Origin of the sequence: Gallibacter sp. Marseille-QA0791 (assembly GCF_965119705.1) — a bacterium.
Classification (GTDB): Bacteria; Bacillota; Clostridia; order Peptostreptococcales; family Anaerovoracaceae; genus Lentihominibacter; species Lentihominibacter excrementipullorum.
Genome location: NZ_CBCPMH010000001.1, coordinates 1669047 through 1683949 on the forward strand (window position 1 = coordinate 1669047; position 14903 = coordinate 1683949).

A 14903-nucleotide genomic window follows, 5' to 3' on the forward strand; every position below is an offset into this window, starting at 1 on the left:
TTCTCCTATTCGTTATGGCTCAGGACCACACTGTCATCTGTCCTCTGCCTTATCTCGCCTATAACAGCGGCATTCTCCCCGGCAGCCTTCAGAGCTTCGACAACGCCTGCCGCATCGTCCGCGTCCACCACCATCATCATACCTATCCCCATGTTGTAGGTGGAAAACATCTCCTTCCTGTCGATATTGCCGCACTTTTCGATATATGTGAATATAGGCGGTATCTGCCAGGCATCGGTATCTATGACAGCCGCCGTATCATCCGGCAATATTCGAGGTATGTTCTCGAAAAATCCGCCCCCCGTGATGTGGACAATTCCCTTCACGTCAAACTTCGGCAGCACCGCGCCGCAGGCATTGGCATATATCTTCGTCGGTGTCAGCAACGCCTCGCCAAGAGTCTGGCCCAGTTCGTCTACATATTCATCCACACCCATCTTCATCTTTTCAAAGAAAACTTTTCTTACCAGCGAATATCCGTTGCTGTGGATACCGCTGGATGGTATGCCTATTATCCTGTCGCCGGCCGCTATCCTTTCGCCCGTTATTATTCTTTCCTTGTCGACGATACCCACGGAAAATCCTGCCATATCGTACTCGCCTTCGCCGTAGAAATCCGGCATCTCCGCCGTCTCACCGCCTACCAGAGCGCTGCCCGACTGACTGCAGCCATCGGCTATGCCTTTTACGATATCAGCGATCTTCTCTGCTCTGACTTTGCCTGTAGCGATGTAATCCAGGAAAAACAACGGCTTCGCGCCCTGACACAGCACGTCGTTGACGCACATGGCCACACAGTCGATCCCCACCGTGTCATGCTTGTCCATCATGAAGGCTATCTTCAGCTTAGTTCCCACTCCATCGGTCCCGGACACCAGTACCGGCTGTTTCATTCCTGCCACATCCAGACTGAAAAGGCTCCCAAAACTGCCCAGTCCTGTCAGAACGTTCTCGTTGAATGTCTTCTTCACGTGTTCCTTCATCAGGGAAACGGCGCGTTCACCTTCCTTTGTATCCACGCCAGCGTCCTTGTATGTAAGTTTCATATCTTCCATATTATCCTCTCATCCTCCGTATGAACAGGGGTCAGTCGTTTTTCACTCTTCTGAGCACTTCCGCATATGTCTCTTCTATTTTGCCCAGGTCTCTCCTGAATCTGTCCTTGTCCATTTTTTCGTTGGTCTTGACATCCCAGAGCCTGCAGGTATCAGGCGATATCTCGTCAGCCAGTATCACCTGACCGTCGTAGAGACCGAATTCTATCTTGAAGTCCACCAGCTTCAGTCCCTTATCCAGGAAGAATTCCTTCAGCGTATCATTGACTATCGAAGCATATTTTCTCACTTCCTCAAGCTGTTCCTTAGTCACCAGCTTGAGAGCCAGCGCATGAGATTCACACATGAGAGGATCCCCAAGATCATCATTCTTGTACGACAACTCAAAAGTAGGCTCATCGAATACGATACCTTCCTCTACCCCATATCTCTTGGCAAAGGAGCCGGCGGAAATATTTCTCATGATAACTTCGAGAGGCAGTATCTTCACAGCCTTGACCACTGTCTCCCTGTCGCTGAGCTGCTCAACGTAGTGGGTCGGCACGCCCTTCTGCTCCAGCAGCTGGAATATGATATTGGACATGGTGTTGTTGACAACTCCCTTGCCTACTATCTGACCTTTCTTCTCGCCGTTGAAGGCTGTAGCGTCGTCCTTATAATCTACGATAAGGTAATTCGGATCGTCTGTCTTGAATACTTTCTTCGCCTTGCCCTCATAAAGCTGTTCCAGTTTTTTCATCTTTTATACCTCCAGTTCTATTTGTTCTTACCTTCATTGAATTCCCTGTCCAGCGCCACGATATCTTCCTCCTGCTGTTTCTTGAAGTCCTTTATGGCCTGTCTCAGTCCCGCGTCAGCCGTGCTGAGTATCTGGACGGCCAGCAGCGCGGCGTTTTCCGCCCCGTCTATGGCTACCGTAGCCACAGGCACGCCCTTAGGCATCTGCACCACCGAGAGCAGTGAGTCCAGGCCATCCAGGGTGCTGGACTTCATCGGTATGCCTATGACAGGCAACGGAGTGGTGGCCGCCAGCACTCCCGCCAGGTGAGCCGCCTTTCCGGCTGCCGCGATGATACATCCGAAGCCGTTTTCTTCGGCTGCCGCCGCGAACGCCTCTGCCTGCTTTGGCGTCCTGTGAGCCGAGATTATCCTCGTCTCGTATTCCACATTGAATTTCTCAAGCATTTGTTCCGCTTTCTGGACTACCGGATAATCGGATTTACTGCCCATTACTATCGCTACTTTCATATCTTTCTCCTCTTTCTGTGTTCTGCGGTTTTGCGCCGGACGCCGTTCTGCGTTCCGGGGGTATCGTCCTGCCGCGCCGCCGCGCCCGCCGCCTCATCTATTTGAAATATTTTACACCGGATTCGAATATCTTCTGGTCTTTGTCTCCCAGGACGTTCTTATAGACATTATGGCCGATCCTCTCCGAATGGCCCATCTTTCCCAGCACTCTTCCGTCAGGCGACGTTATCCCTTCTATAGCCATCACCGAACCGTTAGGATTAAAGGCTATATCCATGGACGGATTGCCGTCGAAATCCACGTACTGAGTGGCTATCTGGCCGTTGGCCTTGAGTTTCTCCAATACGTCGCCACTGGCGATGAACCTTCCCTCGCCGTGAGATACAGGTATGGTGAACACGTCCCCCACATTGACGCCGGCCAGCCACGGTGACTTGACCGACGTGATCCCTGTCCTTACCAGGCAGGAAGCATGCCGCCCTATCTTATTGTATGTGAGAGTAGGACTGTTCTCCGTACCGTCAACTATCTTCCCTTCCGGAACGAGTCCCAGCTTTATCAACGCCTGGAACCCGTTGCAGATACCCAGCATCAGGCCGTCTCTGTTTTCCAGCAGATCCGATACAGCATCGCTGATGCCAGGATTCCTGAAGACTGCCGTGATGAACTTGGCTGATCCGTCCGGCTCGTCTCCTCCCGAAAATCCGCCCGGTATCATTATGATCTGGCTGGATCTTATCTTCTGTTCCAGCTGACGGATAGATTCCTCCAATTGCGCCGTGGTCTGGTTCCTTATGATGTGTATATCGGCTTCGGCTCCCGCTTTACGGAACGCTCTCGCCGAATCCATCTCACAGTTGGTCCCCGGAAATGCCGGTATCACCACTCTCGGCTTGGCTATCCTGACAGCCGGACCTGATGTGTTCCTCTGGATATATACCGGTTGCTCTACAGGCGTGTCATCAGAGGAATCCCTGAAGTCCGGCGTCCTTACAGGGAAAACTCCTTCAAGAGGCTCCTGCCAGCGCTTCGTCAGTTCCTTTATATCCTCCGATTTCCCGTTGACAGTGATGTTCCTGCCAGCTGTCGTGCTGCCCAGCACTGTGTATACGGAACCGGACATGAGGCGGTCTATTCTTTCCCCCGCAGGTATCTCTATCACCAGAGAACCGAACATCGGCGAAAGTATATCGCCTTCCACTTTCACATCGACGCCTATCCTGTTCCCCACAGCCATCCTTACCAGGGTCATATAAAGTCCGCCGCGGCCAATGGCGTCCGCCGCCAGTATCTTGCCTCTGGCAGCCAGCTCTCTTATCTTGAGAAGATTGTTCCTGTATATATCAAAATCTATCACTCCGTCCTTGTCTATAGGCGCTGTCACTGCCACCAGATGGCTTCCGGCGTATTTGAACTCAGTGGAAAGCACCTCTCCTGCATCTATGGTCGTGATAGCGAATGATGCCAGCGTTGGCGGTACGTCTATATCCATAAATGTTCCCGACATGCTGTCCTTTCCGCCTATAGCCGGTATCTCCAGCTCCTTCTGTACTCTCAGCGCACCCAGGAGCGCAGCCATCGGCTTGCCCCATCTCTGCGGCTCCTCCCCCAGTTTTTCGAAGTATTCCTGGAAAGTGAGCCTTATGTTCCTGTAATCGCCTCCCATAGCGGCTATCTTGGTGACGGAATCCACTACCGCGTAGAGAGCTCCGTGGAATGGACTCCTCATGGCCAGCTCAGGATCGAAGCCATAGCTCATGATGGTAGCCGTATCTGTTTCCCCACGGGTCACCGGAAGCTTGGCAGCCATCCCGGCAGCCGGTGAGAGCTGATATCTTCCTCCCAGCGGCATCAGTACCGTAGCCGCGCCAATGGTACTGTCGAACATCTCTGTCAGCCCTTTCTTGCTGCAGCAGTTTAGATCTGTCAGCAGCTGTTCTCTTGTCCTGTTCTCCTTCAGGATATCGGAAAGGTCTCCGGACGACTGTGCCACAAACTTCGGATCTGCGGCAAAAGCTTTCGCGAACTGCTGAGCTCCGTTAGTATTGAGAAAATCTCTGGAAATATCCAATATACACTTTTCACGCCAGTACATCCTCACCCTGTTAGTGTCGGTGACCGTCGCTACGATCGTCGCTTCCAGATTCTCCTCATCGGCATACCCGATGAATTCCTCCGCCCTGTCGGCGTCTATGACAACAGCCATTCTCTCCTGGGATTCGGAAATGGCCAGCTCCGTACCGTCCAGTCCCTCGTATTTCTTAGGTACCAGATCCAGATTTATATCCAGTCCATCGGCCAGCTCGCCGATAGCTACGGAAACACCTCCGGCTCCGAAGTCATTGCAGCGTTTTATCAGATTAGCCACTTCTTTTCTCCTGAAGAGACGCTGTATGTTCCTCTCAACAGGCGGGTTTCCTTTCTGGACCTCAGCCCCGCACTGAAGGATAGATTCTTCCGTATGCTCCTTCGAGGAGCCGGTAGCTCCTCCACAGCCATCTCTTCCCGTTCTTCCGCCTACCAGAACGATGATATCTCCCTTCTGAGGAGTCTTCCTTATGACGTGATCGGCAGGAGCCGCGCCTACTACCGCGCCGATCTCCATCCTCTTGGCCACGTAGTTTTCATGGTATACCTCATCCACAAGCCCTGTAGCCAGACCTATCTGGTTTCCGTAAGAGCTGTACCCCTGAGCGGCTTCCCTGGTTATCTTTCTCTGCGGCAGCTTGCCGTTGATAGTCTCCTCTATAGGCCTTCTCGGATCAGCGGCTCCCGTGACGCGCATGGCCTGGTACACATATACTCTGCCGGAAAGCGGATCTCTTATGGCTCCGCCCAGACATGTGGCAGCGCCGCCAAAAGGCTCTATTTCCGTCGGATGGTTGTGGGTCTCGTTCTTGAACATCACAAGCCAGTCCTCTTCTTTCCCGTCTATCCTGGCTTTCACTTTGATGCTGCAGGCGTTTATCTCCTCAGACTCATCCAGATCATTCACCTTGCCATACTTCTTGAGATACTTCGCTCCTATGCAGGCCATATCCATCAGGCACAGATTCTTTTCCTTCGCACCGTATACCTCTTTCCTCATATCGAGATACTGGGCAAATGCCTGAGCCACCAGTCTGCCGTAAGGGCTGTCATCGAAGCCCACGTCCCTGAGAGTGGTATTAAACGTAGTATGTCTGCAATGATCTGACCAGTAGGTGTCTATGACCTTCAGCTCAGTCAGGGTCGGATCGCGTCTTTCTTCATCTCTGTAATACTGCTGTACGAAAGCGATATCGGCAGTGCTCATGGCGAAGCCCATCTCTTTTCTGTACCCCTCCAGCGCACTTTCTGTCATCGTCCTGAACCCGTCTATCACAGGCACGTCTTCAGGCGGCACCGTCTCCATCGCCAGATCGTCCGGCTTTTCCATGGCCGCTATCTGGGAATCCACCGGGTTCACACAGTATTTCTTTATAGCCTCCAGGTCTTTTCCGTCTATGTCGCCTTCCAACACTATGGTCCTGGCAAACTTCACCACCGCTTCAGCTTCCGTATTCATCAGCTTTATACATTGAGCCGCCGAATCGGCCCTCTGATCATACTGCCCCGGCAGATATTCCACCGCAAAAAAAACAGCAGAACCTGCATCCTCAGGCATCGTTTCCTCGTATACGATATCTATGGCAGGTTCCGCGAATACCGTGTATTTAGCCGCTTCGTATGTAGCGTCGTCTATCCCGTCCATGTCATAACGGTTGAGAATCCTCACTCCCGACAGTCCGTCAATGTGCAAATTCTCCTTCACATCATTAAAAAGCGCTTCAGCTTCCACATCGAAGCCTTTTTTCTTTTCAACGTAAATCCTTCTTACCATCGGTCCATTGTCCTTTCCGAATAACACCAATATCCCAACTTATCATTTCATATGTTAATGTTAGCACTTTTAACGTGTCATATCAACGTTTTTCACCCGAAAACTTTTGAAATTTGTTCTTTTTACGAACATTTTATATTTATTTATATTTATTGTTCGTCTTTAGCCGAGGTACGGCGGCCATCACCCGTTTCTCGCCGGCATATATTTCGTGCCTGGCAGCCAGTTTCTACGTCAGAAATACTGCCACTCATATTCCTCACACATGCTTTTCAGCGTTTCTTCACACTGATGTCTCCAAATCAGCATATACGACTGCTATTATATAATCACTCCAAGAGGAAAAGACACCTCTCCTAATAAATAGTAAATTAGTGTGATGACAGCGAAAAAGCTGCACGGGCAGAGCCCGGGCAGCTTTTTCGTCTGTGTACCCGACGTCCCATATCAGCCGGGGACCGGACGTCGAAAGCGATCTGCCGTGAAAAAAGGAGCTGCCGCATCGATACTTTTTCATTGACGCGACAGCTCCAGCTCCTTTTCTTCATCAGAATATGCTCAAATATCTCTCTCCTGTATCCGGCAGAACGACGACTATCCTCTTTCCCGTGTTCTCCTCTCTGGCAGCCACCTGCCCTGCCGCGTACAATGCGGCTCCCGACGAGACTCCCGTAAGAAGACCTTCTGTGCGAGCCAGCTCCTTCATCGTATCGAGGGCGTCATCATCCGTAACAGTGATTATCTCGTCCATTATATCCACATCAAGGACATCCGGCACGAAGTTGGCGCCTATACCCTGTATCTTATGAGGCGCGGCTTTCCCTTCCGTCACCAGCGGCGACGCTGCCGGCTCCACTCCCACGATCCTGACAGATGGATCCTTCTCTTTGAGATACCTCCCGACTCCCGTCACCGTACCACCTGTACCGAAAGCCGACACGAAAACATCCAGCTTTCCGTCAGTGTCACGCCATATCTCAGGAGCTGTAGTCTCATAATGAGCCTGCGGATTGGCAGGATTCTCAAACTGTCCGGCAATGATGCTGCCCGGTATCTCCCTGGCCAGCTGATCAGCCTTCTCCAGGCTCCCTTTCATCCCCAGCGATTTGTCGGTGAGCACCAGTTCAGCTCCCAGCGCTGCCAGAAGCTTTCTTCTTTCCACGCTCATACTCTCCGGCATTACCATGATAGCCTTGTACCCTCTTGCCGCCGCTGTCATAGCAAGTCCCACTCCGGTATTTCCGCTCGTAGGCTCTATTATCGTTCCTCCCGGCTTCAGTCTGCCGCTCTTCTCCGCTTCGATTATCATATTGTAACCTACTCTGTCCTTGATGCTCCCTGCCGGATTGAACAGCTCCACCTTGGCCACTATCTCCCCGCGGGCGCCGAAGCGCTCCTCCATCTTCTTCAGCCTCAAAAGCGGCGTATCGCCTATCAATTCTGTCACTGTATTCTTTATATTCATAATTACCTCCTTGCCGGTAGATCCGGCCATTCAACTTTTTCCGCGGATCAAGCGCTGTATATCAGAATTTCTCGGTATCGATCACGGCGCCATCCTCCAGAAACAACATATATCCGTGTCCCGGATCAGGTATCCATCTGTAGAAATTATCCTTCTGCCGCGGGTATATGCTCTCCAGTATGGCAGATATGGTGCCGCCGTGGCACACCGTTATGGAAAGGGCATCCTGATCCTTGTGTCTCATCGCCAGCATTTTCCCGGCATGCCTGTTTTTCAGATCTTCAAATCCCCTCACGACTCTTTTGTAAAAAGCCATCAGACTCTCTCCGTTGGGTGGCGCCAGCGAACCCATAACGTCTGACCTCCATATCCTGTACTCCTCTGAATCCTTGAGCTCCCCATGACTCTTCATCTCATAATCCCCGAAATTTATCTCCCTCAGACTTTCCAGCGTCTCATGCTTCCTCTGGCCATATATCAGTTCCAGCGTCTGTTCCGTCCGCTTCAGCCCGCTGGTGTAGAAATCCGCACCGTCGCCTTCAGGATAGATCCCCGCGGCAGCCAGTTCCTTCAGCTGATATATCCCCTCTTCAGCTAACGGGATATCGGCAAACCCGTAATATAGTTTGTTCTTATTTCCTTCCGTTATTCCATGCCTTATGAGGCATATCCTGGATTCCATCTTATCCTCCCTCTCACGCCGCTCTGTTCCGGGCGAGCAGCTATAACTACTATACCACAAATATCCCATCTGAAAAATGTAGATTCGGTTAAATTCTTCCGACTGCCGGCAATGGCTTTCCCATTGATAAAACTGCCTTTTACTGCTATACTTTTCAATGGATCCCGCAGTGGAAAGTTTTCGCAGGACACGATGTCGCCAGCGATACACGATCTCATAATGAAAGGAATTTGATAGCATGGGTGTCAAAGCCAAATCTACCATCAGTTTGTTCATAACAGCCATAATATGGGGGTCAGCCTTCGTAGCTCAGAAAATGGGACTGGAATCCATCGGGTCTCTTTACTTCAGTGCATTCAGGATGCTGTTAGGGTCAGGTGTGCTGGCACTGATGGCGTTGATCCTCGATTTTACCAGGAAGCGGCGGGAAGCAGGCGGCACAGACAGCACAGACAGCGCGGACGATACGGACAACGAGGCTAATACAGATGCCTCGGGGAGGAGGACTCTCAGGATCGGAGGGCTTGTATGCGGTATCGTCATCTTCTTCGCCTTCAACCTGCAACAACTGGGCCTCGTCTCTGTAGATGCCGGAAAGACCGGGTTCATCACAGCCCTTTACATCGTCATCGTACCCTTCCTCAGCATTTTCCTCAAGCACAGGACGACGCTTTTCAACTGGCTGGGCGCTGTCATCGGAGTCGCCGGGCTCTATTTCCTGTGTATCACCGAAAACTTCACGATAATGCGCGGCGATATCATCGTAATGGTCGGCGCTTTCTTCTGGGCAGCTCACATCCTGTGTATCGACCACTTCGCGCCGAAAGTAAATATACTGAAACTCAACGCCTACCAGTTTCTCATCGCCGGGCTCATGAGCCTGGCCTCGGCTATGGCTCTGGAGGATATAACCTTCGACGCTGTCCTGAGCGCCGCTCCGGCGATCTGTTATACAGCGGTCTTTTCCACGGCTATCGCCTATTCTTTTCAGGCCTATGGACAAAAGGGCCTCAACCCGACGGTAGCCTCGATAATACTGAGTACCGAAGCGCTGTTCGCGGTCATCTTCGGATGTCTGTTCCTGAATGAAACACTGACGTCCCGTGAGCTCATCGGATGTGGTCTCATGTTCACCGCGGTCATCCTCGCTCAGATACCGTCGAAGCCTCGTGGTGAAACGCCGCAGCCGACATCACGGGACAAAGGGAAGGCTCTGTGAAAATTGTCCAGGCAAAAGATATTCAGGGAAAGGAGAGATATATGATGGATAATACAAAGGTGACAAAAGTTCCGGACAAAAAACTGCAGGAACTGAAAAATATACTGACAGGTTACGGTAAAATCTCCGTAGCCCTTTCAGGCGGCGTAGACAGCGTATTCCTGCTGACCTTTTCCTGCCGCGTGCTGGGGAATGAAAATGTCAGTGCCATTACAGCCACAGGGCCCCACTTCGCCGACGACGAAACTGATTACGCAGCCCGTCTGTGCGATGCGCTCCACATCCGGCACAAGGCCGTATCCATGGATGGCATCCTGGACGTGATAGGAGATAATCCTCCCGACAGATGCTACATATGCAAACGAGAGATCTTTTCCTCGCTGAAGGAGCTTGCTTCATCGGAAAACAGCATTCTGGCAGACGGGACTAACCTGGACGACATGGATGACTACAGGCCGGGATACAGAGCCATTACCGAGCTGGGCATCTCCAGTCCGCTGAAAGATGCCGGTCTTACGAAAGACGAGATCCGCCTTTCTCTGGAATCCCTGGCTGAAGAAGACTCTGCCATCAGACAGACCCTGACGATACCTTCCGGCGACGGCAAAACGATGGCTATATGGGAAAAGCCTGCTTTTGCCTGCCTCGCTTCGCGGATACCTTACGGCGAACGGCTCACGGAGGAAAAGCTTACAGCAGTCTACAAAGCCGAAAATCTTTTAAAAGAGCTGGGATTCAGGCAGATACGGGTACGTCATCACGGTGACGTGGCCAGGATAGAAGTCCTGCCCGAAGACAGGGAAAAATTTTTCGACACTACATTCATGGATGAAGTCAACGAGGGTATCAAAGCCTGCGGCTTCAAGTTTGCCGCCCTCGATCTGGCCGGATACAGGATGGGCAATCTCAATCAGCAAACTGTGAAAAGGAGGTAAGGATATATGACAGAAAAGAAACGTTTCGATTTAAAATCCGCCGAGAAGTACAGCTTCGGCGATCTGGTGGAAATAATAGCAGCTCTCAGAGCTCCCGGCGGATGCCCTTGGGATATAAAACAGACTCACCAGTCCCTGAAGGAATGTCTGGTGGAAGAATCGGGCGAGGTGATAGATGCCATCGACAACGATGACGACGAAAACCTCTGTGAGGAGCTTGGCGACGTGCTGCTGCAAGTGGTAATGCATGCCCAGATAGCCGCCGAACGCGGGAGCTTCACCATTGATGACGTGGTACAGGGCGTTTCCGAAAAAATGATACGAAGGCATCCCCATGTCTTTGGCAACGTAAAAGTATCCTCCCCGGAAGAAAGCCTGGAATTGTGGAAAAAAATCAAAGAACAGGAAAAGTCAGGCTCTGCGAAATAAAAGACCTCAGTCGCCAAAGCCCTGCCAGATCCCGGCCGAAGCCCGGCGGCAGGAGCTCAGGCGATATTTTTTATAGGCTTTACAGAGTTGTTTCACACACTCCAGAGACGCTCTTCATCTATCCCGATATCAGCGACGATGATGTCACCGCAATATCGAGCCGCAAACTTCTGGAGATGGACCGGCTTTCTGGCGTGGAATGTTATGGTGCAATCCGCTCTCACGCTGTTGACGTCCACTTCCTGCTCGTCCACTATATCTCCGCCCAGGCCTGACGGGATATCCAGCGAGAACATCACCGGTCTTGGGGCGTCAGCCGGAGCAGACCTGGCCGGTTGGATATCGGCGCAGCTTTCAGCACTTTCCCCGATTTTGAATTTGTTCATATATATGGCTGCTCTAAGGGCATTGCCGGACAGGCTGCCGTGAAATCCCGTACCGTATATGGCATCTACTATGATATCCGGCCACACTCTCATGTACATCAGCACCCGCTCGTTTTCAGTCATATCAGTGACTTGTACAGGCATATTTTCAAGTAAACGGAAATTTGTGACGCTGTCTTCCGTCACAGGCTGTCCGTCTACCAGTATCACATGGACACAGAACCCACTCTCACTCATCTTCCTGGCAACGACAAAGCCATCGCCGCCATTATTCCCTTTACCGCAGAAAATCAGCGCCTGATGTCTGCGCTCATGTTTTACGGACATAGCCGCTATCCCTGACGGGGCTTCCGCAACAGCTGCCGGCGGAAACCCACTGCCGATCCTTTCCATTATGGCAAGAGCCGCCGCTGTCCCGGCGTTTTCCATCATCTGATAGTAGGAAAGTCCATCCTCGTCGGCTCGTCTCTCCAATATCTTCATCTGTCCGCATGTGACAAAGTGCTCGTTCCCGTTTCTCATCCTATCACCCCATCACCGAAATATCCAGACCATCATAAGACGCCAGGAACCCCTTCATGACTTTCCCTATCTGGCCGCAGCCTCCCGGTTCATCGGAAGCCATGTTTACAGGAAGGATAGGATCGTGAAGTGATTTCCTCAGCAGGCACCAGCCGCCAGGGAAATTTATCCTGACGCCTTCGTAATTAGGCTCTTCCAGCGACAGCCCCATCTCCTTCCCGGGACCAGCCACGAAGCTTTTCAGATCCTCGATGACTTTATCGCCATATGCTCCGAAGTCCGCCGCGGTGATAGGTATCCTCACTTCCTTTTCATCCGCAGGCGAAGACAGATCGGCTATGAGACTGTCCAGCGATTTTCCCTGCTTCCTGAGACGAGCAGCTTCTACGACGATTTTTGTCGCAAGATATGCTCCATCGTCGAGGAAATAGTTTTCCTTGAAAGCTGCATGCCCCGACGTCTCTATGGCCAGCTGACAGTCGATCCCCTGTTGATTGAGCTCTCTGGCCTTGTTTATCACATTCCTGTATCCCCGCTTATATCTCAGATGTTTCATGCCCAGACCCTCTTGCAGGAAATCCGTGAGCTGTCTGCTGGTGATGCTGTCGGTCACCACAGTTGTGCCGGGATGCTCATCGGCTATCAACGCTGCCGCCATGGCTACGATGCCATTCCTCGCGATCTCATGCCCCCGGCCGTCCACCGCAGCTGATCTGTCCACATCCGTGTCGAAGATGAGTCCAAAATCAGCGCCTTTGGAAACTACCCGGGTCATCAGCGAATTTATGGCGTCAGGATCCTCCGGATTAGGAGCGTGATTGGAGAACATGCCGTCAGGCTCCAGATATTGACTGTCAGACACATCAGCGCCCAGCGGCTTCAGGACTTTCTTCGCGTAAAATCCTCCACTGCCGTTTCCGGCATCCACTACTATCTTCATCCCCCGGAGCGGTTTTTCCCCATCATCTGCGCCGTCAGTTATCAGCTTTCTCAGGTGAGCACAGTAAAGCGACATCAAATCCCTTTCCTCCGCAGGATATACCAGTTTACCGAAATTCCTCACCCTGCCGTCGCTGCCGTCAGGCTCTCCCAGCTTTTCCACACAGGCCTTCTCATCGCCGGCATATCTCAGTATGTCTGCGATATCCGCCTTGTCCAGTCCTCCTTCGGCAGTGAAAAACTTGAATCCGTTCCTGTTATATGGCAGATGGCTGGCCGTTATCATCACCGCCGCATCACACGCGAATTCAGGAAACACCGTCGACATGAACATGGCTGGTGTAGATGCCAGACCACAGTCATAGGCCGTGATACCGTAAGGGCCCATGCCGTTCATCAATCCCTCCATCAAACGTTTGCCCGACACACGAGGATCCCGTCCCACAGCTATCTTTATATTTCCCGGAGCTTTATTTATCTTATCGCAGAGCCATACGACAAATCCTCTGCCTATATCGGCCGCCTCATCCGGAGTAAGATTCGGCAGTTCTCCGGGCACCCCTGTTATAGCTATCCCTCTTATATCGCTGCCATTCTGCAGCTTTCTGTAATCGTTCATATGATTTTCTCCCGTCATCCTATCATTTCACTATCTGTTTCCCGGCCGCGGATATCAAATATCTGCGAGTCCGGTCATGATTATTATACGACAACAGCCCGCCGGGTAAAAGCTGTTATTTTCCCAGGCCGCCGGACCGCGAAAAACATCCGCCGGAAAAAGGAACAATCCTGACCTGCCGTTGCCAACGCTCCATAAGCGGCTCACATATCAGACGCCTTTCTGCTTGACTCTCTTGATGCGGCCCCACTGGCTCTTTCGCTTCCCGTAGCCTATGAAAGCCATGACTCTGACGCCATCCAGGAAAAGTCGGAAGAACACATTCTCAAGGATGCATACGATGACAGCCTTGGCTGTGTCCGACAGACTTATCTTCAGCCCCATCGTATATATCCGCTGAAAAAATATCGTTATAGTCAGCACCGCGTTATAAAGCGTATACATCAGATAAAACAGGAAAATATCATCAAAACGATATTTTTTATCATAAAGAAAAGGGCCTCTTCCAGATGCCCTCGTCCATACTTTCCAAACGCTATTCAGATGGAGAGACATCCGGTTGAGCCATTGCCTCCCCAATCCCCTCTCTCCAGGCAAGCGTTTACATTTTATAATACTTTCCTATTTTGGTCAAGAGGGGGTCCCCCTTTGACCGCCATGCCAATGATCTCCCATACCGACAGCAATGTCAGGCATATGATAAACCAGGCAAGCGTATACTTGGGACATATCTGCCCCATCACATTCCCTATCTGCCGCGAATAATTCCATACATCCCATCCGAACCACACATTTACCACGATCCCCACGGCAAATTCAAAACCTGTAAAAATCAAAGCTCCCACCGCGGCTTTCGCCAGAGTGGGAGTATCCTTGAATTCTTCCGTATAGAAGTACAATGTCAGAAGACATGCGCCTCCGGTCAACACCATCGACCAGTGAGTATATCCTCTGAAAAGGTATTCGATCATGGAATATCCTGCCGCTCCCGTCAAAAAAACTATAAATCTCATATTAATATTATCTATAGTTTTCGGAAGGGTAGCCCTGTTATTTTTTTCCGCCCCGGAAAATCAGGACATCAGATTTCCTTAGTCTTTTCCTCAGTCTCATCATTCTCATTGTCCTGCTCTTCAGTTTCCCGGCTCACTTCGATGATACCGGCAGTCTCATCACTACTTCCGGTGTTCTCGCCGCCATCATCGGCTCCTGCCACAGCTCCGGCTGCCGGTACCGCTCCATTCTGGAGCAGCCTTATGATCTTTCCCGCACAGAATGTCAGCATACCGTAAACGAAATAGCTTATAGATCCGGTTATCACATACTGGATAGCGTCGAACAGCATATCGGAAACGCTCATTCCATAGCTTGCGGCATAGCTGTTGATGTACATGATATTCACTATTATCATGTACACGCATATGGCCATAAGCACAGCCGATATGATATACAGCGCTTTTACCAGCGGAGTGACCCTGCCATCGTTTTTTCTCGTCTCATAGTTCATAAAATACACCTCAAAAATACACCTTGACTTTAAGA

At 51.3% G+C, this 14903-nt stretch carries 14 protein-coding genes; 3 read left to right on the forward strand and 11 right to left on the reverse strand.

What is annotated here, in order from left to right; translation table 11 throughout:
• Positions 1-5 precede the first annotated feature (5 nt).
• The 6 genes from purM to ACQY69_RS07770 form a co-directional block, all read right to left on the reverse strand.
• Complete coding sequence (purM, locus tag ACQY69_RS07745) at positions 6-1046, reverse strand: phosphoribosylformylglycinamidine cyclo-ligase (protein ID WP_428261034.1); 1041 nt, start codon at positions 1044-1046, stop codon at positions 6-8.
• A gap of 40 nt (positions 1047-1086) precedes the next feature.
• Positions 1087-1794 (reverse strand): phosphoribosylaminoimidazolesuccinocarboxamide synthase, encoded by a 708-nt coding sequence (gene purC, locus ACQY69_RS07750; protein ID WP_428259958.1) that lies wholly within the window; start codon positions 1792-1794, stop codon positions 1087-1089.
• A 17-nt stretch (positions 1795-1811) separates the two neighbouring features.
• Complete coding sequence (gene purE, locus ACQY69_RS07755; protein WP_428259959.1) at positions 1812-2303, reverse strand: 5-(carboxyamino)imidazole ribonucleotide mutase; 492 nt, start codon at positions 2301-2303, stop codon at positions 1812-1814.
• A 97-nt stretch (positions 2304-2400) separates the two neighbouring features.
• Positions 2401-6165, reverse strand: coding sequence for a phosphoribosylformylglycinamidine synthase (locus ACQY69_RS07760; protein WP_428259960.1), 3765 nt, complete (start codon positions 6163-6165; stop codon positions 2401-2403).
• A 547-nt stretch (positions 6166-6712) separates the two neighbouring features.
• Positions 6713-7633, reverse strand: a complete 921-nt coding sequence (gene cysK, locus ACQY69_RS07765) for a cysteine synthase A (protein ID WP_428261035.1) — start codon at positions 7631-7633, stop codon at positions 6713-6715.
• 58 nt (positions 7634-7691) lie between these two features.
• A complete protein-coding gene (locus ACQY69_RS07770; RefSeq protein ID WP_428259961.1) occupies positions 7692-8312 on the reverse strand; it encodes a histidine phosphatase family protein in 621 nt (206 codons plus the stop codon).
• Between the two features lie 238 nt (positions 8313-8550).
• Here ACQY69_RS07770 and ACQY69_RS07775 point away from each other — a divergent pair, with 238 nt between their 5' ends.
• From ACQY69_RS07775 to ACQY69_RS07785, 3 genes are read left to right on the forward strand one after another with little or no spacing between them, the layout of a single operon-like run.
• Positions 8551-9531: a DMT family transporter gene (locus ACQY69_RS07775; RefSeq protein ID WP_428259962.1), complete on the forward strand. Its 981-nt coding sequence runs from the start codon at positions 8551-8553 to the stop codon at positions 9529-9531.
• 41 nt (positions 9532-9572) lie between these two features.
• Positions 9573-10466, forward strand: a complete 894-nt coding sequence (gene larE / locus ACQY69_RS07780; protein ID WP_428259963.1) for an ATP-dependent sacrificial sulfur transferase LarE — start codon at positions 9573-9575, stop codon at positions 10464-10466.
• Between the two features lie 6 nt (positions 10467-10472).
• Complete coding sequence (locus ACQY69_RS07785) at positions 10473-10895, forward strand: MazG family protein (protein ID WP_428259964.1); 423 nt, start codon at positions 10473-10475, stop codon at positions 10893-10895.
• Positions 10896-10987: 92 nt separating this feature from the next.
• Here the strand turns inward: ACQY69_RS07785 and ACQY69_RS07790 are convergent, their stop codons facing one another.
• The 5 genes from ACQY69_RS07790 to ACQY69_RS07810 form a co-directional block, all read right to left on the reverse strand.
• Positions 10988-11803, reverse strand: coding sequence for an NAD(P)H-hydrate epimerase (locus tag ACQY69_RS07790; protein WP_428259965.1), 816 nt, complete (start codon positions 11801-11803; stop codon positions 10988-10990).
• A 4-nt stretch (positions 11804-11807) separates the two neighbouring features.
• Positions 11808-13361, reverse strand: a complete 1554-nt coding sequence (locus ACQY69_RS07795; protein WP_428259966.1) for a phosphomannomutase/phosphoglucomutase — start codon at positions 13359-13361, stop codon at positions 11808-11810.
• Positions 13362-13571: 210 nt separating this feature from the next.
• Positions 13572-13745: a hypothetical protein gene (locus ACQY69_RS07800; protein WP_428259967.1), complete on the reverse strand. Its 174-nt coding sequence runs from the start codon at positions 13743-13745 to the stop codon at positions 13572-13574.
• 224 nt (positions 13746-13969) lie between these two features.
• The gene (locus ACQY69_RS07805) at positions 13970-14374 is read right to left on the reverse strand and encodes a putative ABC transporter permease (protein WP_428259968.1); all 405 of its coding nucleotides are present in this window, start codon (positions 14372-14374) and stop codon (positions 13970-13972) included.
• Between the two features lie 68 nt (positions 14375-14442).
• Positions 14443-14868: a hypothetical protein gene (locus ACQY69_RS07810; protein ID WP_428259969.1), complete on the reverse strand. Its 426-nt coding sequence runs from the start codon at positions 14866-14868 to the stop codon at positions 14443-14445.
• Positions 14869-14903: the final 35 nt, after the last annotated feature.